This window comes from Salinicoccus jeotgali, from assembly GCF_055379195.1.
In genome coordinates, this window is record NZ_AP043830.1 from 1715718 (window position 1) to 1739703 (window position 23986).

Here is a 23986-nt window from a genome sequence, read left to right on the forward strand (position 1 = left end):
CGTTTGTCAAAATAAGCTAGACAGTTCTTTCTCACCCATGTAACCCAAAAAGACTTCCAATGGTGTACGATAGTTCAATGATTTTCTTGGGATATGGTTCCTTCTGGTGGCAACCGATGAGATAAAAGCTTGGTCGACCGTGTTGAAATCCATATCTTTAGGCAGGCCATCCCTTCTGAGCAAGCCGTTGGAATGTTCGTTTAATCCCCGCTGTGATGGTGTGCCCGGATCGGCAAAGTATACGGATAGATCATTTCGATTGCTCATCGACTGCCAGTTGGAGAACTCCTTGCCACAATCGAAGGTGATGGATTTGAATAGGTTTCTAGGCATCTTTTGACACCATGTATTAATGGCAGACTCAATATCCAGTGCGGTTCTGCCTTTGGGTTTTAATGTGATGATGGCTTTTGACAGACGCTCAACCAGCGTGATGACCGCACTCTTGTGACGGACACCGACAATGGTGTCGCCTTCGAGGTGGCCGAACGCTTCATTGAAAGTGGGATAGTCATCCACTCTTTCAGAGATATTACGCCTGAAGGCTTGTCTGCCCCGGCGTTCCTGATGGCCATTCGGTTTTCGCTTGCCCTGCATTGGCAGCTTGGCCGCATCAAAGGTTTCCCGTTTGAACATGCGATACAGCGTGCGACCCGAGCAGTCAATTGGCATCTCCTGCCGGCCGACGATCACATCCGGTGTCCAGCCCTGAGCGACCTTTTCTTCGATGTACTTCCGTTGACTGGTCGGCAAGACACTTTGTTTTCTACCACATCGCTTCTTATTTTCTTTATAGCGCTGATAGTAGTCGATGGCGGTGTGCCCGGCCTTGAAATGCGTGATGACATTGTGGATAGTCTGCCGGGCACGTCCGAGCCGTTTCGCAATCTGAGCCACGGTAGTTCCGTGTTGGAAATAGGCTTCTATGAATACTAATTCATCCATGGTAATATGGGTGTAGGTCATGCATGATCACTCCTATGATTTCTTTTGTCGGAAAACCATTTTGAGTGTATCATGTGTGACCGTTTTATGTGTCTAGCTTAATTTTACAATCGGCGATTCATAATCCGCTCTCCTCTAAAAAGTAGAATTTTTTTCATTTCTTGTTTCACTAACCCGTCTCCTATATTTCAATAGAGTGCGAACTACTTCTTGAAGTAACTCAACTGTTCAAGAAGATTGGGTTTTTAAATAGCTAACAAAACCTTCTGCAATATGATTATATATACTTTCTATTTTTCCTTCGTCAATAGTAAGCAGTTCTCTATCTTTCATAATCCATTTACCATCAACCATCACATGTTGAACTGAACCCTCATTACTATGAAACAATAAATTGTGAAGGTAATTAGAAAAAGCTTCATTGTTTAGTAGTGGCTCCAAATCCTGACTCTTTTTAATAAAAACTAAGTCAGCTTTATAACCATCTTTTATTTTACCTATGCCCTCCTGTAAACCATAAGCTTTTGCACCATTTAAAGTTGCCATTTTAAAAATATCCTCAGCAGTGTATTTATTAACAGGGTTATTTATTTTTAATAAATAGTAAGTTAACTTCATTAATTCCCACATGTCTGTATGACTGTAATCAGTGCCTAAACAAACATTCACACCCGTTTCAAGCATGTAACTAACATCTGCAACTCCTGCTCCTGTATCTAAGTTTGAAATTGGACAATGGACAACAGAACTTTTATGTTTGGCGACTAAATCTATATCATTTTTCGACATATAAACACCATGAAACAGCACTGTCTTATCATCGAGTAACCCCAATTCATTGTAAATATCAATACTAGATCTACCAAAATCAGATTTTACTATGTTGGATCGCCACTCATTCTCTAAACAATGCGTCATCATTATAGGGTTATATTTATCCTTAGTATCTTTCAAGTTGTTTAATTCAGTATTAGTAAAGTCTTCTTCTTCTAATAAATGAGTGCCAAATAAAACATTGCCATCAGATCTACTATAATAATCCCCAATTTCTTCATATGCATCAACTATTCCTCGTATTCCAATTTCGTTTATTGCATCACTTAGTAATTTTGGCGATTGGGGATCTGAGTCACTTACAAAAGTCACCCCATTTTTAACCATATCTATATAGCTTTTTTGAGCAACACACAAAAAAGCTTCTTCAGAGACTTCATTGTCGATATACTCAAAGAACAATTGCTGTACTTTTCCTTGTTCTGTGTCATTGCTCCAGTCTTGGAGTGGCATTTCCTTCATCAATCCTTTAGTTAAAGGGGAATAACTATGGAAATGGGCGTTAACCAAACCAGGAATGACAAAATAATCCGAGCAATCTATAGCCTCCTCATCATTTGCATCATTAATATTTAGACGAATTTCACCATTTTGAATTTCAATACTTTGTGTTTCAAATTTCATATTACTATTTAGGTATGTTACATTTTTTAACTTCATTTATTTACCCCTTTAATCATTTCTATTCTATCAATTATTTTTCATAGTTAGTCACAACGAATCTCCTCTTAAAATCAATTTCAATTTATATAAAAGTACATGGCTGAATTTACATATAATGCTTCGAAACTGTAGTTATTATTATAGGTAGCTACCAAGATGATATTCCTCTATTTTATCATATATGTTTTTGCGTTCTTAAAATTATACTTTTAAGAACAGTATGAATATTCTAAATATATTAAAATAAACGTTCTTAACATATAAAAATAGTTTATGAACGTTCAATATTTTTGCATATACTTTTACGCGCATTTTTCATTTTATACTTAGAAATTAATTTTCTGGTTAAACAATATGTAAATGTGTTTTTCCCTCTTAGATTTATGATTGATTAAAGTAGATCCCAAATAGACATTAATAGAATATCGATTTTACTGCTTATCACTTTCTTCTTTATTTTGCATGTAAATGAGAAAACTCCAACTCCTTTGCTAAGAAAGGGGATTGGAGTTTTTTCTGTACTTATAGCAACTACCAATCAGTTATGATATGTAAACTGTAAAATTGACTGGAAGCCTTCTAACTTCATTTACACAAGATATTTTACGCTCTCGCATTATTATTTTTATTCGAATTTAGTAATGTAATCATTAAATTTAATAAGGGTTCTTAAATCCTAAAATTATTCCTTCTATCACAACCATGGACTTCTCTATTGCTTTTTTCTTATCGTTTTGTTCTGACACCCATATTGAAAGTTCGTTAATAGCTCCTGATAAAGCATGCGTCATTACAATTGAAGAGTTTTGTTGAAGAATATCCTTATCTTGTAACTGTTCAATCTGATTTTGTAGTAATTTCATTGAGTTTTCTTTGTCAAATCTTCGGAAAATTTGCCACCCCAATACAGATGGACCGTCTACTAGCAGAATTCGATACATATTTTCTTTTGAAATAGTTTCAATGAATATTCTACAGCCTTCTATTAATTGCTCCAACTGATCCTCGTTTTTTTCATCTACTGCACTAATTTCTTCTGCAATTAGTTGATGCGCGTGCTCGAAAACTGCATAAAACAATCCTTTTTTGCTCTTAAAGTGATGGTATACTGCCCCGCGTGTCAATTGCTCTGTTTCAACAATATCTTCCAATGAAACTTTTGAATAGCCATGTTCCGAAAATAATTCGGTTGCAATTTCTATTAATTGTTTTCTAGTTTGATTAGCTTGTTCCTTTTTTTTTTTTCACTTTAAAGTACCTCTCTATATTTCTCTTATCATTTCTAGTGCTCCTGGATATTCCTTTTTAACTAAAGTACGCAGTCCTCTTTTTATTACTATTGGTGATGTAGTTGTTCTTCTTTCAAGTAGCCATGATAACACGATTTCTGGCTCTTCTTTAGATAGATCGTTAAGGTGATTTCCTACAGATTTTCTGACGTAATTAGATGAATCATTTTTAAGTGAATCAAGTAAAACTAAATTTTGATTTATATCCCCATTTATATAGTCTATCTTTGAGGCCCAGGGTAATCTTGGGCGAGTTCCTTCGCTTACAAGTCGTCTTACGTGAGAATTATTATCTTTTCTCCATATATCAAAGTATTTTAAGCATTCGTTAGTATTGTTTACAATAAATGGTCGAATTGCATATTCTGAGGTGTGTCTTTGAGTAATCTCATAAAGTGCTTCCAAAGATAAAGAGACATGACTTGAGCCATATAATTCTACGTAACGTGCTATGGGCATTAGAAAATAACCGTTCGTAAACATGCCTTTTTCTGTCTGGTTTACTGGTCCCAGTACAGACAATAATACAAGAAGCGCTTTATCAAACTCTTTAGGCAGCGCTTTGTGTAATTCTTCTGCAATCACTAAAACACGTGCTTTTAATTCTTTGTTCTCTACTCTTTTCGAAACATTATCGATAAATATTTTGTTGGGAAATGATTTATAATTTATTGAAATTAATGTCGCTAACCTTTCAGCTAAATCCTTGTCAAAATAATATTTGAGTGGAATATACTGACCCATTATTAATTTGAACCAAAATTCTCGTCTACATATTGTTTTGTGTAATTATCGTCCGCAGGGATAACTTTTATTACATCTATTAGAACACCATTAGGATCTCTTGTAATAAAGTGTCGTTGCCCGAATGCTTCACTACGTATATCCAATACGATAGGCAACTGGTTTTCTATTGCAAGTTTTTGATAAATAGCATCAACATCTTCTACCTCTATGTTCAATAAAAGACCTTGCGCTGCCTTGCCATAACCTTCAGGTATTGTTTCGTGGTTAAGGTCAAGTAAAGCCAATTCACCGTTCGTTCGTTTATTAACAAGACTTACATACCAGTCAGCCTCGAATGATACTGAATATCCAAAATAATTCATATAGAATTCTTTGCTGCGCTTCAACTCTTCAATCATCAATACAGGATAAAAACTATTCCATTTCAATTAAATCACTCTCCTTTACAATATAAATCAATTATACATACGTACTGTATGTATGTATATATAAAAAACTTTATTTTTACTTTGATTAAGCATTAAATGCTAGAATTTCTATGGAATTTATTGTGTTTTTATTTACTTTTAATATTAAATTAACATTTCCTGTTGTATCTTTTTTGGGTCATCTTTTCATAAGTATCTTCAGAAATAAGCGTTCGTAAAAGTACACTTTTGCGGACACTTCGAAAACATTTGAAATAAATAAAAACAAGAGTTTGTAAACATACTAAATTATTTTAAGATTGTTTTTCATTTATAACTAGAAAAATAATCTTCTGGTAAAACAATATATAGATGTATTTTTCTCTCTTAAATTTTTGATTGATTAGGGCAGACCCTAAATAGACAGTTTGATGGTGTTGATAATACTGGATTCAGAGTGTGTGATTAGGGTGTATTTTAATTACATTCAGAAAAGAGGTCTGGCGCCACTGTAAATGAGCGAAGTATTTTAAAGAAGTCTTAGTATTTGGCGTTTAGGAAATCTACTCATCGTAGAATCCATTGATGGTCTGGGGAGAAATTATGATGAAGTGATAGATACCATATTTTTTTGAAACAGAAGGATGTCCAGCTGATCATCACAAGTTTGCCTATAATGAGTGAAGCAATCGGTAACCCTTTGTTGGATAAATTTATTAAAGATCAAATTATCCAAATCCTGGCCATGATTGCAGAACAGGAGCGTTCGGAGTCAAAGCTCAGGCAAACTCAGGGCATTAAATTAGCAAAAAGCAAGGGAATCTATAAAGGACGACCAACACTTTATCCCCCCAAATGCCAAAAGTCCTCAAAAGCGATTTGTTTAACATCGTGTCGTTTCTCAGTTGAATGAAAATATTGCCATATCTCAAATTGCCAAAGAGGTCGGGATTACACGACAGACGATCTATAGAATTAAGAACAATCTAGATTAGTCTTCACTATATAAAAGCGATGTATTCAAAAACGTTTTATATGATAAAATTGATGCGGTCATCTAGTTCACTTCTGTGCGGATAGCATGGAAGGAGGTAACACCATGTTTGCAACAATGTTTGAGTCCCTTATTGCACCAATTTTAGTCGGTGCAGTAATCACATTATTATCGTATTGGTTGGATAATCGTGAAGACTAACTAGATGGCTATACCAATAACACCAAAAAACCCCCAATCTACTGCCATAGATTGGGGGGTTGGTGTGTCATGTTAAGCAACAATGTTTGATTACTTATATTATAGCATTTTCACGTTGCCCCGTAAATAAAACAGAATCTACAAAGCATTTAAAGGTAAGTGATGTCCCGCTCCTTCTGTTGATTCCACCGAATAAAATGATCGCTTTCCGAACTGTCTTCCCATTGGTAACTTCGAGTGATTCCCAGCCCTTTTATACCGGAGAGATATTTTTTATGCCGTTAGCCTCCATTTTCGATTGACCATTTCCTCTCCAAATTACTCCACACTCCCCTTCCAGCTTTAACCCCTGTCCGCATCATGTTATACTGTGTTAAGAAAATAATAGTAATACATGGGGGAGCCATAACAATGGCTGAGAAGGATGCTTCCTGACCCTTTGACCTGATCTGGATAATACCAGCGTAGGGAATGTGTGGCGGTTTCGGTCTTTGCTGAATAGTAAGCACCACGCCTCCATTACTCTTTAACGCCTCCAGATACGGAAGGTGTTTTTTTATGCCCATTTCTACAATGGTCACGGAACACCACCAATTTTGAGAGGAGCATACATTATGAAAAGAATGTTATACGCCATGATTGCCATCCTGTTCCTATCCGCCTGCGGCGGAGGGGAAGATAAGGCATCGACAGGTGAGGACGGATTGAAGGATGTCACCTTCGTCCTTGACTGGACGCCGAATACAAACCACACCGGCATCTATGCCGCGAAAGCGGAAGGCTATTACGAAGAACAGGGGCTCGACGTCGAAATTGTGTTGCCTGGTGAAGCGGGAGCCGAACAGACGGTTGCTACTGGTAATGGAGATTTCGGCATCAGTGCCCAGGAGAACGTCACCCAATCGAGGTTGCAGGGCGTGTCCATCGTGTCGCTTGCTGCCATCATCCAGGACAACACGTCCTATCTTGCCTCCCCGAAAGAATATGATCTTGAGACCCCGGCCGACCTTGAAGGACAGACCTATGGCGGCTATGGCTCTCCAATCGAAGAGGAGACCATCGCGTCCATCATGAAAGCTGATGGTGCAGATATCAGTGAAGTGGATATCCTGAATATCGGAGAGACGGACTTCTTCACTGCTGTACAGCGTGATGTCGATTTCGCCTGGATCTATTACGGTTGGACGGGGGTTGAAGCAGAACTTCGGGACTTTCCGCTCAATACGATTTCCTTCACCGAGTATTCGGATGCGCTGAACTTCTATACGCCTGTCATGATCACCAATGAAAAACTGATTGAAGAAGACCCGGAGATGGTTGAAGCCTTTACAAAGGCGACTGCCAAAGGGTACCAACTGGCAATGGATGAACCTGAACAGGCAGCCCAACACCTGATTGATGCAGAACCAGACCTTGATGAGGAACTCGTCATAGCAAGCCAGAAATGGCTGACCGATGTCTATCAGGGGGATGCGCCATACTGGGGCCACCAGGAGCGTGATGTATGGCAGAACTATATGGCTTGGATGTATGAAAATGAGCTGATCGATTCTGAGCTGGACGTCGACGCAGCCTATACCAATGATTTCCTGCCGGGAAGCTCGGATGATTAGATGATGAAACGCCTACTCTCATGGAATGTTGTGGCGCCTGTTTCCGTCATTATTCTCATCCTCGCCATCTGGCAGTTGGCGGCTTCGCTGTTTGACATTCCAAGCTGGATGCTGCCAAGCCCAGTTCAAATATTCGAAGAAGGCATGCAGATCTATCCACGTATATTGGACCATAGCCTCTCCACCGTGCTGATCGCACTCGGCGGATTCGCCATCGGCGCCTCGGTTGGAATCGTTCTGGCACTTGGACTTCACCTTGTGCCCCAAGTGCGGCAGGCTGTATATCCATTGATGGTATTGTCGCAGAACATTCCGATCATTGCGCTGGCTCCGCTGCTCGTACTGTGGTTCGGCTTCGGTGCCTTGCCGAAGATACTGATCATCACACTCGTCTGCTTCTTCCCGATCGCCGTTTCCCTGATCGATGGATTCAGGCAGACCAATCCAGCGCTCCTCAACTATATGCGCATGATCGGCGCGAGCCGCAGGCAGATATTCTTCAAGCTGGAATGGCCAAGCGCCCTGCCCTACTTCTTCTCGGGTCTGAAGATTTCTGCCACATACAGCGTAATGGGTGCAGTTATCGCCGAATGGCTCGGGGCTCAAAAAGGGCTTGGTGTCTTCATGACAGTTGCCTCTTCTGCCTTTAGGACAGATCAGGTATTTGTATCGATTTTTGCGATCATGCTGATCAGCATGATTCTGTTTGGCTTCATCCTGTTGCTTGAAAAATGGATGATCCCGTGGAATACGGAAGGAGATGATCGAGATGACGGCTAAACTCCACATTGAAAATTTGACCCACACATTCAGGGGCACATCGGATATCGAAGTGTTGGCTGACCTCTCCATCACCATCGGAGACGGCGAGTTCGTCACCCTTCTCGGTCCGTCGGGAAGCGGGAAGAGTACCCTATTCAACCTGGTCGGTGGACTGATCGAGCCGGATGAAGGCGATATCTTCATAGATGGCAAGCGGGTCAACGGCACCCGAGGCAACATCAGTTATCTGCCGCAGCAGGATTCATTGCTGCCCTGGCGCACGATTGAGGACAACCTTGTTCTGGTCCAGGAGATAAACGGCAGCATCGACCGCCAGACGGCGCGTAAATGGCTGACACGGGCAGGGCTTGGCGGATACGAAAAATCCTATCCCAATACACTGTCCGGTGGGATGCGGCAGAGAGTCGCCTTCATCCGCTCCCTGCTCAGCCCTCAGCAGCTGATGCTGCTCGACGAACCGTTTGGCGCGCTCGATGAACTCACCCGCCTAGACATGCAGGACTGGCTGCTCAAGATGTGGGAGACCGACCGCCGCTCCGTGTTGTTCATCACGCACAGTATAGAAGAAGCAATCTATATGTCGGACCGCATATTGATACTATCCGACAAGCCAGCAAAAATAATAAAAGAAATTGAGGTGCCCTTCGCACGCCCAAGACACCATGACATCACATTGGAAGATACATTCACCAAGCTGAGAAGGGAAATCTACCTGTTACTGAAAGAAGGCGATACAGAATGATCGATCTGGACATGGTGTCTGAAGTCAGAAAGCATTCCGCTGCGATGGAAGAAAATGGTCGCCCCACCGATGAGATGCTTGAATATATGTATGATGAGGGGTTATTCAAACTATTTCTGCCAAAGGCACTCGGTGGCAGCATGACCCCTTTGCCTGAAGCCTTACAGACGTTTGAAACCGCGGCCTATGCCGACGGCAGTTTCGGCTGGCTCGTACAGCTTGGCTCTGGCGCGGGATTTTTTGCGGCCACATTATCACCGATAGCCGTCGAAGAATTCTTCACCGCCCGCAACTTCTTTATAGCAGGCAGCGACCGGCCACTCGGCACGGCGAGAAAGACGGACGCCGGCTACATCATCAGCGGAAGCTGGCCCTACGCAAGCGGCGCCCTGATTGCGAACTTGTTCACCGCAACGTGCAGGATAGTCTCAGATGATGAAGACGATGGGGCGTTATATGCCTTCGCCTTTACACCGGAACAGGTGACCATAGAAGAAGACTGGAATGCTTTTGGCATGAAGGCCACCGGTAGCCATACCATTCATGTTACAGAAGCCATCGTCCCAGCCTATCGGCGTTTTGATGTCGCTGCGCCGCATTTTTACTATGACCATCCCGCCTACCATTATCCGTTCTTGCCATTTGCTTCTGCCAATATCGCCGCTACCGTCATCGGAGTCGCGCGCCACTTCTATGAAGCGGCCCGCAGGCAGATCGAGTCGAAGCTCTCGACCGACAAAGAAGTAGATGAAATGCGCCACCGCCATACCCTCGATATTCTAAATGCCAACGAAACATCATTCATGCAGGCTCGCCAGTCATACTATGATGCCGTCAGGACGTCATGGCAGACCCATATGGATGGGGAAGTTCTGGACGATGAAATTCTGGACGCCGTATCTGACCACAGTAAAATGGTCGCACATGCTGCAGTCAGCGGCGCCCAGCAGCTCTATCGCCACCTCGGCATGGATATGATCATGGAAGACAATCCATTGAATCGCATATACCGTGACTTGCTCACCGCTTCCCAGCATGGCCTGCTCATCGATGCCGAAGGACGTATTGAGGAAATCAGCACCATATAATAAAAAGGCACCCCCTGTAATCTGACCGCCAGATTGCAGGGAGTGCCTTTTCTTGTCTCATCGCTTTTGGTTTTTGTCCATCTTGAGCTCAACGAAGCAATGTTGTGTATTTTCCCATTCCAGATGATCGAATGATTTCCTGCATGAAGCTTCCAGGAAACTTAGCACTGGAGCCGCATCCGCCTGCTCTACGTCCCCCTTCATTTCATAGACGAATGTCATTTCGCTGATGGGTGGTCCGGGTTATCCCCTACGTAAAACTTCGTGCTGCTTTTCTTGATATCCACTCTGATCACCTCTAATTCCGTTTTTTTAGGCTCTTATCGTAAAATGGCGGATTGTCCGTATTATCTATTGAGCCAGTTCTTCGCTTCCATCGCGGCATCCTGGGTCAGGCTGTGGCCATTCACCCATGTCACCTCAACGTCTGCACCGCGTTCTTCAAACAGGTTGATCACGCGTTCACTTTCCGCTTCCGGCACAATCGGGTCACCCTTGCCGAGGGACAGGAATACATCCACATCATTGAAGTCCTGTTTTTCTTCTACATCTGCCGGATAGAGCGGAGCGAACAAGGCCGCCCGCTTGAATGTCTCAGGCTGCCGCAGCATCATCTGGATGGCGATGTTCGAACCGTTGGAGAAGCCGACAAAGACGACATCTTCCAGTTTGAATTCATGTTCCTTCGACTTTTCAACGATGAACTCATAAAGCTCATTGCCGCGGAATTCAAGGTCTTCCCAATCATACTGGCCTTCACCGTGGCGTTTGAAGTAGCGGTTCATGCCATTCTCCTGCACATTGCCGCGGACTGATAAAACATTATATTCAGGATTCAACAGCTCAGCAAGCGGCAGCAGATCCCTTTCTGTGCCGCCTGTACCATGAAGTAATACGAATACTGGTGCGCCCTTTTTCTTTTCATTGTATAAGTGTTCCATTATGGGTCATCTCCTCTGTCATTATGGTCTTTCTGCTGTAAACATGCGTCCTATTTCTGCATGGCCATCATCTGCAAGCCTACCTACGGCGCCTGATCCTAGGGGACCGATATAGCCGTCTCGATAGATGTCCTCACCTATATGATAGTGCTGCACCTTCAAAAGCAGGACATCTGCTATGATTATACACCCAGCTTCGGCAGCAGACTTTCATACTCTTCACGTCTATGCTCGTATTGCGGCGGCAACTTCAGGGTGGTGCCTAAAGCATCTTTATCCTCGTCCCTGTCGAACCCGGGACCATCGGTCGCAAATTCAAATACGACATGGCCCTTCTCGGAGACATAGATGGAATTGAAGTAATGCCTGTCCTTGACTTCAGTAACGCCGAAGCCTTCATCCTTCAGCGCAGCCTGCCATTCATCGAGCACGTCCATGTCGGGTACGGACCATGCGATATGATGCACTGTACCGATGCCGAACCTGCCTGGGGCAAGCGGCGGGATTGCTGTGATGATATGATGCTTTTCCTCACCAGCCGTCTCGAAATGGAGGTTCTGGCCGTCGTGGTCGAGCTCCGTCAATCCCATCATGTCGGTCAACAGTTCCTTTGTGCCGCCCGGGTCACCGGACAGGAGCACAGCACCATGGAATCCAAGGATTGCGTCATCTTCAGCAGACGCTTCCCCTTCAACAAGGGCGAGCTCGAGCCCGTGTATGTCGTCGAATTCCAGGGTCTCCTTGCCGAACAGTTGAGTCACTTCGACATCAATGTCCTGGCTGCTGAGGTGGTCCTGCCATGCACTGAGGCTGCCTTTTGGCACCCTGAAGGCGATCCTGCCCACTTGACCGCTGCCTTTTCTGCCCTCTCGGCGTTCATTCGTCCATGGGAAGAATGTGATGACTGTTCCCGGGGTCGCATCGTGGTCTGAAAAGTAGAGATGGTAGACGCCCGGGTCGTCGAAATTGACTGTCTGCTTGATGAGGCGCAGGCCCAGGACATCCCTATAGAATTTCAAATTCTCATTTGGATCGCCGACGATTGCACTGATGTGATGGATGCGTTTTATTGCTTCCATTTGATCAATTCCTCCTATATGCGCATTAAGACCGCTTCGTATCGAAAGGACGTATCTGCGCTTCGATTTCTTCGCGTTGTGATTCAAGGAATGGTGGCAGGGCCAGACTCTCGCCGAGCGTTTCATATGGTTCATCGCCCATGAATCCCGGACCGTCTGTTGAAATCTCGACCAAGATGTCACCGATCCGTGTGTACAGTGCCTCGAAGTAGAAGCGGTTTACGTTACCGGAGTGTCCCATACGGTTCTGATTGTATTTCTCTTCCCATTTTTTGATCGTCTCGTGATCTTTCACCCTGAATGACACGTGGTGAACCTGTCCATAACCTTGACGGCCAGGAGTCGATTCGTCTTTCCTCAAGATCACTTGACCACCATTACCGCCCTCGCCGACTTCAAACAGCGTTACATCCTGTTCTTCCAGGCTCGGTTTCATGTCATAGATTCCTGTAAGGATCTGCTTGAACTCATCGAAGTAGCTTACCGTGATTTCAATCGGACCCAGACCATAGATCGCTTTATCTTCCGGTACCGGACCGTTCTTCCATGGAATGCCGGGAGCCACCCCTGTATCCCCTTCGTCGGAGAACAGCTGATACCTCTGGCCATCCGCCTCTTCGAACGGCAGTACTTTTTTCCCAAACACCTCTTTGATGCCATCATGTTTTACATCAAATTCTTCGAATCGCTCCAAATAATATTCCAGTGCCGCGTCATCCGGTACCCTGAGTCCTATGCGTGAAATCGAGTTCGTGCCCGGCGCGCCTTTCGGGATATTCGGGAAGTCAAAAAATGTCACGTCTGTACCTGGAGAACCGACATCGTCCGCAAAGAATGTGTGGTAGGTGTGGATATCATCCTGATTCACCGTCTTCTTGACCAATCTCATGCCGAGTACTTCAGTGAAGAATTTATAGTTCCGCTTTGCGTCGTCCGTCATCGCTGTAACGTGGTGGATTCCGAGTAGTCCTTCAGTCATTTCAAAAACTCCTTTTAAATGATTCATCCAATAATTATCTTCAATTAGAGATAATTGGCTGTTTTAAAGCCTGTGCCCGGCACAAGCTTCATTTCAGTAATCCTTCTGCATGCAGACCGACACGTTTCAACAGGTCGATCGCTTCGTCAACTTCATCATCCGTCCATTCATCGAAAATGGTGTGGATCAGCGCTTCCTGTTCTGCTACGCGTCTGTTCATATATTGCTTACCCGCTTCAGTGATGCAGGCAAACATTTTCCGCCTGTCTTCTTCACAAGGTTTCCTGTACAGGAAACCCTTCTCTTCCAGTTTATCGATGACATATGTGATGCTTCCGCCCCCCATCAGAATCTTTTTCCCGATGGATTGGATCGGCTGATCCCCCTTATGGTAGAGCAGTTCCATCACCGCATACTCATTCAGATTGATTTCCTTCTTCAGGAAATCCTGCTTGATCAGTTTCTGGATGGACTGGGATGACTTGATGAAAACAGTGAAGGCCTTGATGCGCGGATCGATATCTTTCATCTCTGCACATCCTTAAAATTAGTTTAAATTAAATTAGATTAAATTTAATATATCTGTACTATAAGCCATGAAAAATCATAATGCAACCCCTCAGCTCAAAAAATATTAAATTTAATCTAAATGGGTGCAATCCAAATGTTTTAGAAACGGCACGCCGCCTTTATTCAGGCTGCCGGACTTTAAATGCTTCATTATATAGATCCGTGACGAACATATGGCCCGGCGCATGGGTGATCATCACTTCCGGCCTGGCATTCAGGGCCGCATTCTGCGGTGTTACACCGCACGCCCAGAATACAGGTACTTCATCCTCTATAAGCTCGACACTGTCACCATAGTCCGGCTGGCCGAGGTCGGTGATTCCGATCGCATCCGGGTCGCCATGATGGATGGGACGGCCATGCATATCCGGAAACATGCCTGTAATCTCGGCTATACGTTCGACACTTTCCTTCCTGAACGGCCGCATCGAGACCACGAGATCGCCGCTGAATATGCCTGCCGGCACGGTTTTGATGCTGGTCCGGTACATTGCGACATTCCTGTTCTGCATGATGTGCTTCATCTCAAATCCGGCATCGGTGATGGCCTGTTCGAAAGTAAAGCTGCAGCCGATCAGGAACGTCACAAAGTCGTCCTGCCACCAGTCGCTTATATCATCGACGGTTTCTGACAATTTCCCGTCCCGATAGACATTGTACCGTGGGACATCCGTGCGGATATCCGACCCTTCTGCATACACACTCTCCGTCCGGCCATCCTCGAGCACCTCGATGATGGGAACGGCCTGGTGGTTGCGCATTGCATACAGAAGAAAATCGAATGCATAGCGCTTCGGCAGGATGACGACGTTGGCCTGCACATGATTGCCCGCTGCCCCAGACGTCGTCTTGTCGAATGTGCCATTTCTGATCTGGTTTCTAAGTTCCTTCGCTTCCATGGTATCTCTCCCCTACTTCACCCATAAGTCCTGCAGACCCTGCAGCGACATGACCCCTGCAATGATCGTGATGATGATGGCGATGATGCCGAAGACGATCATCCAGGATGGATGGCGATATTCTCCGACCACTTTCTTTTTACGCGAAGCAATCAGCACCGCCCCCAACGTCAAAGGCAGGATCAGGCCATTGAAGGCACCTGCAAGGATGAGCAGTGTGACCGGTCGGCCGACAAACGTAAAGATGACGGTGGAGATGACGATGAAAGAAATGATTACAATATTATTGTATTGATCGAATATGCGGTGCAGCGACTTCAAAAATGAGGCACTCGTGTAGGCGGAGCCGATGACTGAAGATAACGCCGCTGCCACAAGTACGATGCCGAACACTTGCATGCCGATGTCGCCAAGCGCGATCTGGAACACCGACGCCGGTGGATTGTCGGGATCGAGGGACACCCCGCCGGAGACGACGCCGAGGACTGCCAGGAACAGCAAGATCCGCATGACGCCGGTCGTCAAGATGCCGTAATTGGCGGCACGGCTGACGAACCCTAGATTCTCACGCCCAGTCATGCCCGCTTCTATCAGCCTGTGGGCACCGGCAAATGTGATGTAGCCGCCGACAGTCCCCCCGACCAGCGTCACCACCGGCAGGAACAGAGTCAACGGCTCTTCAGGCATGACGGCGCGGTAGGCCGCCTCCCCATAAGGTGGATCGGATTTGATCATGACGAACGCCGTGATGCCGATCATGAGGACACCGAGTATCTGGATGATGATATCCATGACCGCCCGGCCGTTCCTGAGCAGGAATACGATGATGGCGATGACCCCGGCGAGTGCTGCCCCAACCCTTGGGTCCCACCCGAAGATCGCATTGAAGCCAAGGCCCGCCCCGGCGACGTTGCCGATATTGAACGCGAAGCCACCGAGTACGATGAAGAACGCGATTACGTAGCCAAGTCCGGGAAGGACATCATTGGCGACGTCCTGCCCCCGTTTGCCGGAGACGCTGAGGACCCGCCAGATGTTAAGCTGCGCCCCGATATCGATGACGATGGAGGCAAGTATCGCAAACGCAAAACTGGCAAGGAACTGTTCGGTGAAGACGCTGGTCTGGGTCAGGAACGCCGGACCGATGGAAGAAGTCGCCATCAGGAAAACTGCTCCGAACAGCAGCCTGCGCTGCGTCGTTGTCATTTTGGGCTTGTTATCCATTATTCCACTCCCTACATCGTTGTGACTTCAATATCATTTTCCTTCAGGCGCCGGCGGATCTCCCGGACGAATTCAAGCGCCTTCTCCCCATCCCCATGTACACAGATGCTGTCAGCCTGTATTTCGATGTCGGAGCCGTCGATTGCCTCCACCCGGCCTTCAGTAACCATCCGGATGACACGCGCTGCCGCTTCGTCTGTATCGGTCACCATCGCCCCTGCCTTACGGCGGCTGACCAGCGTGCCGTCGGCTTCATATGCACGGTCGGCAAAGACTTCGTGACGCACTGCCAAGCCGGCTGCCTCACCCGCCTTCACCAGGTTCTGGTTGGACAGACCCATAAGCTTGAGGTCGGGGTTATATGTCTTCACAGCCTCTGCAATGGTCCGGGCGAGATCCGGGTCGGTAAATGTGGCATTGTAGAGGGCCCCATGCGGCTTGACATGATTCATCCTCTGACCTTGAGCGCGGCAGAAGCCGTCCAGGGCGCCAAGCTGATAGATGATGAGCGTACTGATCTCATCTGCCGTCATATCCATATAGCGCCGCCCGAAGCCCATCAGATCTGGGAATCCCGGATGCGCTCCGATGCCCGTCACGCCACTATCCTTTATCAACCGCACCGTCTCCTGCATGACGGAAGGGTCCCCTGCATGGAAACCACATGCCACATTCGCTGATGAGATGAGCGGGATGATGTCTTGATCATTGCCGATCGTATAGTTGCCATAGCTCTCTCCGAGATCCGCATTCAAATCTACTGTAAGCATTCATATCTCCCCCTAATTGATTATCGCATTGCGCTCAAGAAATTTTATATCTACGTCATTCTTCTCATAGTTCGGGTGGTTCATCAGAAAGTGCTGGAAATCGAGATTTGTCGAGATGCTTCCGATTACCGTCTCATCGAGCACATGACGCATCCTGAGAATCGCTTGCTCGCGGGTCGGGGCATGCACGATGATCTTTGCGATCATGGAGTCGTAATGCGGCGGGATCACATAGCCCGGATAGACATGGGAATCGATGCGTACCCCACGCCCCATGCCGAAGTGGAGCATGTCGATCTCACCGGGCGCAGGCATGAAATTGTTTGCCGCGTCTTCGGCATTGATGCGGCACTCTATGGCAAAACCTGAGATCCCTACATCTTCCTGTGTGATGGATAGCGGCTTGCCGCGGGCCACCTCCACTTGGGCACGTACGATGTCGACACCGGTGATGGCTTCCGATATCGTATGCTCCACCTGGATGCGGGTGTTCATTTCAATGAAGTAGAAAGCCGCTTCCTCCTCGACATAAAGGTATTCGACTGTGCCGGCGCCGCGGTAATGGAGGTCTGCGACGGCAGCGGCCGTCCGTTCTGTAATGTCTTTGCGGGAAGCCTCAGGCAGGATGGCGGCGGGCGCTTCTTCTATAAGCTTCTGGCTATTGCGCTGTATCGAACAGTCACGCTCGTAGAGGTGGACCGCATTGCCTTTTCCGTCCCCGATCACCTGCACCTCGATATGGCGCGCTTTTTCGATGAACTTCTCGACATAGATGCGGTCGTCGTTGAATGCATTCTTCGCTTCCTTCTTCGCTTCCTTGAAGTACTTTTCGAGTTCAGAAGACTCATGCACAAAGCGCATGCCCTTACCGCCTCCGCCGGATGCCGCTTTTATGACGAGCGGAAAGCCGATCTCCTCAGCAATCTTCTCCACTTCTTCAAACGTCTCGACCACACCTTCGCTGCCTGGAATGACGGGCACCCCCGCCTGCTTCATCGTCTGCCTTGCTTCCGATTTGTCCCCCATCCGGGAGATCGTCTCCGCAGTAGGCCCGATGAAGGTCACGTCCATTTCTTCAAGCCGCCGTACGAACTCCGCCGATTCCGACAGGAAGCCGTAGCCCGGGTGGACTGCGTCCGCCCCTGTGACCTCAATTGCCGAGACGATGGCGTCGATGTCCAGATAGCTGTCTGCGCTCTGGGCGGGGCCGATGCACACCGCTTCATCCGCCAGCGCAACATGCATACTCCTTGCGTCCGCTACCGAGTAGACTGCCACGCTCCTGATGTCCATTTCCTTCAGTGTCCGGATGATCCTGACGGCAATCTCTCCCCGGTTCGCAATCAATACTTTCTCCACGTCAGTCCCCCTCCTGCCGGATGGAGATGAGCGGTTGGCCATATTCGACCCCTTCCCCATTGCCGACGAGTATTTCTTCCACCGTACCGTCAACATCCGACACGACATCGTTGAATACTTTCATCGCCTCAATGACGCCAAGGACGTCCCCTTTTTTGACAGCCTCACCTTCAGCTGTATACGTGTCCTTGCCGTCTTCATCCTTGTCTATATAGAAAGTGCCCACTTGTCCGGCATCTATGGTGTGCGCCCCACTGTCTCCCGCATCATCCTTCACTGCGGGCTGCGGCTGAGCACTTGTTTTTTCTTGTGCTTCGAGATGGAGCTTGAAGTCCCCGTCTTCCACCGTCAGCACCTTCAACTGCTGCTCCTGCATAAGCGCTGCATAGGCTTTCACTTTTTCGACATCCATTTAATTAACCTCCCATTAATTTTTCGATCTTTTTTGACACCGGGCGAATATGCGCACGGAAATCATCATTGGTCTTCATATAAGCGCCGTCTTCAATCCGCGCCATTTCCGCTTTGTACATATCTGTCGCTTCCTCCACTGTGACGGCCTTGAACCTGATTGTCTCTCCAGGTTGCTTCTGGACGAATTTCGGGATATCCGCCCGGACGACCGTTGCGATCTTTGCGTAGCCGCCGGCGGTCTGCCGGTCGTTCAGCAGCACAATCGGCTGACCGCCCTTCGGCACTTGTATACTGCCCAATTGTGTCGGTTCCGACAATACATCATGGGAGGTGGCTTCAAGCTCTGGCCCTTTCAGGCGGGCTCCCATGCGGTCTGCGTCCTTCGTCAATTCATACTCGCCTTCAAAAAATGTGTGCTGCATGGCTTCATCGAAACGCTCGAACTGCTGGCCCGGCACCACATGGACGACATCATCCCCTGCAGGTATCTGAACACGTTGCTGAGCGATTTTGTGCACCTGTCCGCCGTATGCAGCAAGCCGATCGGAAGCCTTGAGTGGACGCCCACTATATCCGCCGATGCCGCTTCTGGCATGGGTTGAGGCGCTGCCGAGCACCCGGTTGACCTTGAAGCCACCGGCTGCGGCAAGATAAGTGCGGGCACCACTGGCGGCTGCACCGATGGTGATTATGCTGCCCTTTAGGACTGGGATGGCAATCCCTGAAGGATGGCTGCTGCCATCTATATCAATCGGCATCTCTGCGCCGGCCGTCGCAATGAAAGTGTCAGAGAGCACCTCGAATGTGCCGCCCTGCAGCGTCATTTCAAGTGCGGCGGCAGTTTCCGTGTTGCCAAGCAACTGGTTCGCCAAGCGGAACGCCCGGTAGTCCATCGCCCCGGCGGGCGAAAAGCCCTCTGACTGATGGCCGTAGCGGCCGAGGTCCTGGACGGTCGTGTAGACCCCTGGCTTCAGTACTTTCAGAATCCCCGTCATTTGTTCCTCACCTCGCTGTTCACTTCATAGTCCCCTTGGGCGACACGCTTTTCGATATCCTTGTACTCGTCTTCCCCGATCGACCGGTAGACGATGCGGTCCCCCGCCCCGTAGAGAATCGCCGGGTTTCTATCCGCATCAAAAAGTGGGACGGGCGTGCGGCCGAGCAGGTGCCAGCCGCCTGGTGACTCGAACGGGTACATGCCCGTCTGTCGTCCCCCGATCCCGACAGAACCTGCCGGAATGCTGACCCGGGGCGTTTCCAGCCGATCTTTATGCAATCGTTCGTCGAGACCGCCAAGGAATGGAAACCCCGGCATGAACCCAAGCATATAGACGAGATACTCGGTATCCGCGTGCAGGTGCACGACGTCTTCCTCGGACAAGCCCGATGTTTCAAAATGACCGATGTCCGGCCCGTACTCCCCGCCGTAGCACACGGGTATTTCGATGACCCGGTACTGGAACGGCTCCTGCGCAAGTGCATCGATATCTATTTTCTCAAGAGCTGCCTTAAGTTTTTCCAAGTCTACAGAAAATACTTCGAAATGGATGATGAGACTTGTATACGACGGTATGACCTCCACCACGCCTTCAAAGGACTGTGCTTCTATATGATGGCGCAGGGCGACGATCTGTCGATTCACCGCTTCATCGATTTCGTCGCCCAAATATATCGTCAGTGCATCTTCTGCAAACTGTCTGATTTTCATGCCTTTGCCCCCAAACTGAATTTTCACACTTTTCTCATCTAATATCGTATACTATTATGGACAAAGATGAAAGACCATTACTTAAATGAAGGAGCATAAAAATGACACGATACTTCTTGGATAGGATGAAGGCAGAACAGCTGGAGGATGCCTCCGGCCATAGACTCCACGAACAGTTCATGACCATCGCCGAAATCGGCATGACGAAAAATCAAGGGTCGCGGCGCATGGGGTATTCGAAGGAAGAGGAGGCAGCTAAGCAGCAGGTCATCAAATGGATGGAGGAGATCGGCATGACGGTGCGCCGCGACGGCGCCGGTAATGTCTTCGGCAGATACCCAGGACAAAACGATTCGAAAGTCTTCATGGCCGGTTCGCATCTCGACACCGTGCCGGACGGGGGACATTTTGATGGTGTCGCCGGCGTGCTTACCGCGCTCGAGATCGCAACACTGTGGCATGAGGCGGGATACAAACCGAAGTACTCCTATGAAGTAGCCGTCTTCAGCGATGAAGAAGGCAGCCGCTTCAACAGCGGACTGACCGGCAGCCGGGCTTTTATGGGGATGTTGACGGAAGGGGAAGTGGATAAATATAAGGACCCTTCCGGTCAGGACTTTGACGCCGTCATGGACGCAGCCGGGTTGGACCGCACACATTTCCTGGACGCGGAGGGACCTGATTATCCGATTGAAATGTATGCGGAGGTCCATATTGAACAGGCCAGACAGCTCGAAGAGAAGAATCTGCCGCTTGGCATCGTCAGCGGCATTGCCGGGGCGACGCGCACCAGTGTCGTATTCCATGGAGAAGCGGGCCATGCCGGCAGCACCCCGATGCCGGGACGTCAGGATGCGCTGGTCAAGGCATCCGAATTCATCTCGACTCTACCCCAGGTCGCCCAGGGCATCAGTGAGACGGCAGTCGCCACAGTGGGCAAGATCAATGTCGAACCGGGCGGCGTCAATGTCATCCCGGGCGAAGTGTCGCTTGTCGTCGATGCCCGGGATATAGACGTCGAGCTGCAATCTGCGCTCATCGATGCCGTTCGCAACCATGCCGAACGGACGGTTGAAGGCAGCAACGTCACGGTCGATGTCGATTTGACGACCCGCATCATGCCGATCCCCATCCAACCGGAAGTCATCGAAAAGATGGAGCAGTCCTTCGAGCGCAAGGGGTTGAGCCCCGTCCATCTGCCGAGCGGCGCGGGGCATGACGCCATGGCCATCGGCACAAGGCACCCGATTACCATGCTGTTCGTGAGGAGCATTGCAGGCATCAGCCATAATCCGGCAGAATTCACCCATATTGCGGATATCCAGCAGGGCGTCCGTGTGCTGCAGGATTTCTTCGAAAATTACTAAAACCGGAAAGAAATGATTTCTTCCCTATTAAACGCCTGTTTTTCGGGTAGACTGACAGGGAGGTGAACCGAATGTCATATATACGCATCAAAGGCGCCAATCAGAATAACTTGAAGAATGTGAGCGTCGATATACCAAAACATACCCTGACTGTCTTTACTGGACGCTCCGGCTCAGGCAAGTCATCGCTTGTGTTCAATACACTTGCGGCCGAATCGGAACGCCTGTTGAACGAAACGTATTCAAGCTATCTGCAGAATCAGATGACGCAGTACGAGAAGCCGGACGTCGATCAGATCGAGAACCTGCCGGTGGCGATGATCATCAACCAGAAGCGCCTCGGCGGCAATTCCCGTTCCACGGTCGGCACGATTTCCGACATATACTCGTCCGTGCGTCTATTGTGGTCGAGGATCGGGGAACCGTTCGTCGGCTACTCCAACGTCTTCTCGTTCAACAATCCAAGCGGCATGTGCCAACGCTGCCAGGGATTGGGGTATGTCGAAGATATTGACCTCGATGAACTGCTCGACTACGACAAGTCGCTGAATGAAGATGCAATCAAGTTCCCATCCTTCCGCCCGGACAGCTGGCGCGGCAAACGCTATCTCTACAGCGGTCTGTTCGACAACGATAAGAAGCTGCGCGACTATACGGATGAGGAAATGGAGACCTTCTTGTATACGAAGCCGACACGTCTTAAGAATCCCCCTTCGAATTGGCCGCGTACGGCACAGTTCGAAGGGCTGATCCACCGCTTCAGACGGTCGTTCCTGCTCAATGACAACTTCGAGAAGAAGCGCTTCATCAACGATGTCAACCGCGTCGTCACAAGCCGCGACTGCCCCGACTGCAACGGCAAGCGCCTGAACGACACGGTGCTGTCATGCAAGATCGATGGCATGGATATCGCGGATTTCACAAATCTGTCCATCGAGGAGGCCATCCCGTTTCTCAAACAGCTCGATGATCCGAAATCCGAATACATCATCCGGCCGCTGCTCGCGCAGATGGAGTCCCTGTCGTATGTCGGACTCAACTATTTGACGCTTGCCCGTGAGACACCTTCCCTCTCAGGCGGGGAATCCCAGCGCATCAAACTCATCCGCCACTTGAACAGTCCGCTGGCCGATCTGGTCTACATCATCGATGAGCCGAGTGTCGGCCTGCATCCGGAAGATATCGAAAAGATCAATACGATCATGCGCTCCATCCGGGATAAGGGCAACACCGTCCTTGTCGTCGAACATGATCCCGACGTCGTCCAGATCGCCGATCATGTCATCGATATCGGTCCCGGTGCCGGCCAGCACGGTGGCGAAATCATCTTTACGGGGTCGTATGAGGAACTGATGAAGACCGATACGCCGACAGCGACGGCACTCGACCGTCCGCATCAGCTGAAAGCACAGCCGAGGCGCCCGTCAGACTTCATCAGCCTCAAGCACATCACCAGAAACAACTTGAAGGATGTCTCCGTCGACATCCCGAAAAATGTGCTGTCCGTCGTGACCGGGGTGGCCGGTTCCGGTAAGAGTACACTGATCAAGACTGGCTTCCGCAATGATCCGGATGCGATATTCATCGACCAGAAGCCGGTCCATGCTTCGAACCGTTCGAACCTGCTGACCTACATGGACCTCTTCGATGACATCCGGACCTTCTTCAGCAAGCAGACGGGACTGCGCAAGGGCATGTTCAGCTACAATTCTGAAGGCGCCTGCCCGGAATGCAACGGCAAAGGCGTATTGAAGACGGAGCTCGCCTTCATGCCGGACTTCTCCCAGACTTGTGAAGTGTGCGGCGGCACCCGCTATAAGCCAGAAGCATTGGCGGCCACAGTCGATGGCTATTCCATCGCTGATATACTGGCGCTGACCGTCGAGGAGGCATTGAGCGTCTTCAAGACCAACGCCCATGTCATCGAACGCCTGAGAACCGTGCAGGATACAGGGCTCCACTATATGACCCTCGGCCAGTCGCTCGATACATTGTCTGGCGGTGAGATACAGCGGGTCAAGCTCAGCCGCTACCTCGATGGCGAGGCGACAGGCCAGGTCTTCATATTTGATGAACCGACGACCGGGCTGCACGAAGATGATATCCCGACCTTGCTTAAATGCTTCCAGGAGCTGATCGGCCAGGGCAACACCGTCATCCTGATCGAACATAACCTCACCATGATGACCCATGCCGACTGGATCATCGATGTCGGTCCAGGCCCCGGTCTAAAGGGCGGCACGATACTCTACAGCGGCGCGCCCTCCGGCCTGCTTGATGTAGAGTCATCGGTGACGGCCAAACACATCAGACGCTATATCAGCAATCCGGAATGACACGTTAAGAAAGCCTCCACCAAAAATGGGTGGA

24 protein-coding genes, 1 pseudogene and 1 riboswitch are annotated in these 23986 nt (G+C 48.4%); of the genes and pseudogenes, 8 read left to right on the plus strand and 17 right to left on the minus strand.

The window, feature by feature from the left end; translation table 11 throughout:
- Positions 1-6: 6 nt before the first annotated feature.
- From ACZ43I_RS08920 to ACZ43I_RS08940, 5 genes are all read right to left on the minus strand, one after another.
- Positions 7-966 carry an IS30 family transposase gene (locus ACZ43I_RS08920; RefSeq protein WP_464761491.1) on the minus strand — a complete coding sequence of 320 codons (960 nt, stop codon included), beginning with the start codon at positions 964-966 and terminating at the stop codon, positions 7-9.
- A gap of 207 nt (positions 967-1173) precedes the next feature.
- Positions 1174-2439, minus strand: a complete 1266-nt coding sequence (locus tag ACZ43I_RS08925; protein ID WP_344701665.1) for an amidohydrolase family protein — start codon at positions 2437-2439, stop codon at positions 1174-1176.
- Positions 2440-3098: 659 nt separating this feature from the next.
- Complete coding sequence (locus ACZ43I_RS08930; RefSeq protein WP_231403576.1) at positions 3099-3593, minus strand: TetR/AcrR family transcriptional regulator; 495 nt, start codon at positions 3591-3593, stop codon at positions 3099-3101.
- 111 nt (positions 3594-3704) lie between these two features.
- Entirely contained in the window at positions 3705-4475 is a 771-nt protein-coding gene (locus tag ACZ43I_RS08935; RefSeq protein WP_026858747.1) for a DNA alkylation repair protein, read from the minus strand.
- Between the two features lie 2 nt (positions 4476-4477).
- Positions 4478-4906, minus strand: coding sequence for a VOC family protein (locus tag ACZ43I_RS08940; protein WP_026858748.1), 429 nt, complete (start codon positions 4904-4906; stop codon positions 4478-4480).
- A gap of 460 nt (positions 4907-5366) precedes the next feature.
- Between ACZ43I_RS08940 and ACZ43I_RS08945 the strand changes: the two are divergent.
- The 6 genes and pseudogenes from ACZ43I_RS08945 to ACZ43I_RS08970 form a co-directional block, all read left to right on the plus strand.
- A pseudogene (locus ACZ43I_RS08945) lies at positions 5367-5880 on the plus strand (recombinase family protein); the annotation flags it as partial.
- A gap of 104 nt (positions 5881-5984) precedes the next feature.
- Positions 5985-6080 (plus strand): type I toxin-antitoxin system Fst family toxin, encoded by a 96-nt coding sequence (locus ACZ43I_RS08950; RefSeq protein WP_344701666.1) that lies wholly within the window; start codon positions 5985-5987, stop codon positions 6078-6080.
- 386 nt (positions 6081-6466) lie between these two features.
- A riboswitch (TPP riboswitch) is annotated at positions 6467-6568 on the plus strand.
- A gap of 126 nt (positions 6569-6694) precedes the next feature.
- Complete coding sequence (locus ACZ43I_RS08955) at positions 6695-7693, plus strand: ABC transporter substrate-binding protein (RefSeq protein ID WP_344701667.1); 999 nt, start codon at positions 6695-6697, stop codon at positions 7691-7693.
- Positions 7694-8473, plus strand: a complete 780-nt coding sequence (locus tag ACZ43I_RS08960; RefSeq protein WP_344701668.1) for an ABC transporter permease — start codon at positions 7694-7696, stop codon at positions 8471-8473.
- On the plus strand, positions 8463-9218 hold the full coding sequence (locus ACZ43I_RS08965; RefSeq protein WP_344701669.1) for an ABC transporter ATP-binding protein: 756 nt from the start codon (positions 8463-8465) through the stop codon (positions 9216-9218). Before ACZ43I_RS08960 ends, ACZ43I_RS08965 begins: the two co-directional genes overlap by 11 nt.
- Positions 9215-10306 carry an acyl-CoA dehydrogenase family protein gene (locus tag ACZ43I_RS08970; protein ID WP_344701670.1) on the plus strand — a complete coding sequence of 364 codons (1092 nt, stop codon included), beginning with the start codon at positions 9215-9217 and terminating at the stop codon, positions 10304-10306. The genes ACZ43I_RS08965 and ACZ43I_RS08970 overlap by 4 nt, the downstream gene beginning before the upstream one ends.
- A gap of 347 nt (positions 10307-10653) precedes the next feature.
- Here the strand turns inward: ACZ43I_RS08970 and ACZ43I_RS08975 are convergent, their stop codons facing one another.
- The 12 genes from ACZ43I_RS08975 to pxpB form a co-directional block, all read right to left on the minus strand.
- Complete coding sequence (locus ACZ43I_RS08975) at positions 10654-11247, minus strand: alpha/beta hydrolase (protein WP_344701671.1); 594 nt, start codon at positions 11245-11247, stop codon at positions 10654-10656.
- A gap of 21 nt (positions 11248-11268) precedes the next feature.
- Complete coding sequence (locus ACZ43I_RS08980) at positions 11269-11409, minus strand: hypothetical protein (protein WP_344701673.1); 141 nt, start codon at positions 11407-11409, stop codon at positions 11269-11271.
- A 20-nt stretch (positions 11410-11429) separates the two neighbouring features.
- Complete coding sequence (locus ACZ43I_RS08985) at positions 11430-12326, minus strand: ring-cleaving dioxygenase (RefSeq protein ID WP_344701675.1); 897 nt, start codon at positions 12324-12326, stop codon at positions 11430-11432.
- Between the two features lie 25 nt (positions 12327-12351).
- Positions 12352-13305, minus strand: coding sequence for a ring-cleaving dioxygenase (locus ACZ43I_RS08990; RefSeq protein WP_344701676.1), 954 nt, complete (start codon positions 13303-13305; stop codon positions 12352-12354).
- 88 nt (positions 13306-13393) lie between these two features.
- On the minus strand, positions 13394-13834 hold the full coding sequence (locus tag ACZ43I_RS08995; RefSeq protein WP_344701678.1) for a MarR family winged helix-turn-helix transcriptional regulator: 441 nt from the start codon (positions 13832-13834) through the stop codon (positions 13394-13396).
- A 160-nt stretch (positions 13835-13994) separates the two neighbouring features.
- A complete protein-coding gene (locus ACZ43I_RS09000; RefSeq protein ID WP_344701680.1) occupies positions 13995-14774 on the minus strand; it encodes a putative hydro-lyase in 780 nt (259 codons plus the stop codon).
- A 12-nt stretch (positions 14775-14786) separates the two neighbouring features.
- On the minus strand, positions 14787-15998 hold the full coding sequence (locus tag ACZ43I_RS09005) for an NRAMP family divalent metal transporter (RefSeq protein WP_344701682.1): 1212 nt from the start codon (positions 15996-15998) through the stop codon (positions 14787-14789).
- 11 nt (positions 15999-16009) lie between these two features.
- The gene (locus ACZ43I_RS09010; protein ID WP_344701683.1) at positions 16010-16768 is read right to left on the minus strand and encodes a LamB/YcsF family protein; all 759 of its coding nucleotides are present in this window, start codon (positions 16766-16768) and stop codon (positions 16010-16012) included.
- A gap of 12 nt (positions 16769-16780) precedes the next feature.
- Positions 16781-18127, minus strand: coding sequence for an acetyl-CoA carboxylase biotin carboxylase subunit (gene accC / locus ACZ43I_RS09015; protein ID WP_344701685.1), 1347 nt, complete (start codon positions 18125-18127; stop codon positions 16781-16783).
- Between the two features lies 1 nt (position 18128).
- Positions 18129-18539 (minus strand): acetyl-CoA carboxylase biotin carboxyl carrier protein, encoded by a 411-nt coding sequence (locus ACZ43I_RS09020; protein ID WP_344701687.1) that lies wholly within the window; start codon positions 18537-18539, stop codon positions 18129-18131.
- Positions 18540-18543: 4 nt separating this feature from the next.
- Entirely contained in the window at positions 18544-19536 is a 993-nt protein-coding gene (locus tag ACZ43I_RS09025; RefSeq protein ID WP_344701690.1) for a 5-oxoprolinase subunit C family protein, read from the minus strand.
- On the minus strand, positions 19533-20249 hold the full coding sequence (pxpB, locus tag ACZ43I_RS09030; protein WP_344701692.1) for a 5-oxoprolinase subunit PxpB: 717 nt from the start codon (positions 20247-20249) through the stop codon (positions 19533-19535). The genes ACZ43I_RS09025 and pxpB overlap by 4 nt, the downstream gene beginning before the upstream one ends.
- 101 nt (positions 20250-20350) lie before the next feature.
- On the opposite strand from pxpB, the gene ACZ43I_RS09035 reads away from it, so the two are divergent.
- Together ACZ43I_RS09035 and ACZ43I_RS09040 are read left to right on the plus strand one after the other, a co-directional pair.
- On the plus strand, positions 20351-21616 hold the full coding sequence (locus tag ACZ43I_RS09035) for a M20 family metallo-hydrolase (protein ID WP_344701694.1): 1266 nt from the start codon (positions 20351-20353) through the stop codon (positions 21614-21616).
- Between the two features lie 71 nt (positions 21617-21687).
- A complete protein-coding gene (locus tag ACZ43I_RS09040; RefSeq protein WP_344701696.1) occupies positions 21688-23952 on the plus strand; it encodes an excinuclease ABC subunit UvrA in 2265 nt (754 codons plus the stop codon).
- Positions 23953-23986: the final 34 nt, after the last annotated feature.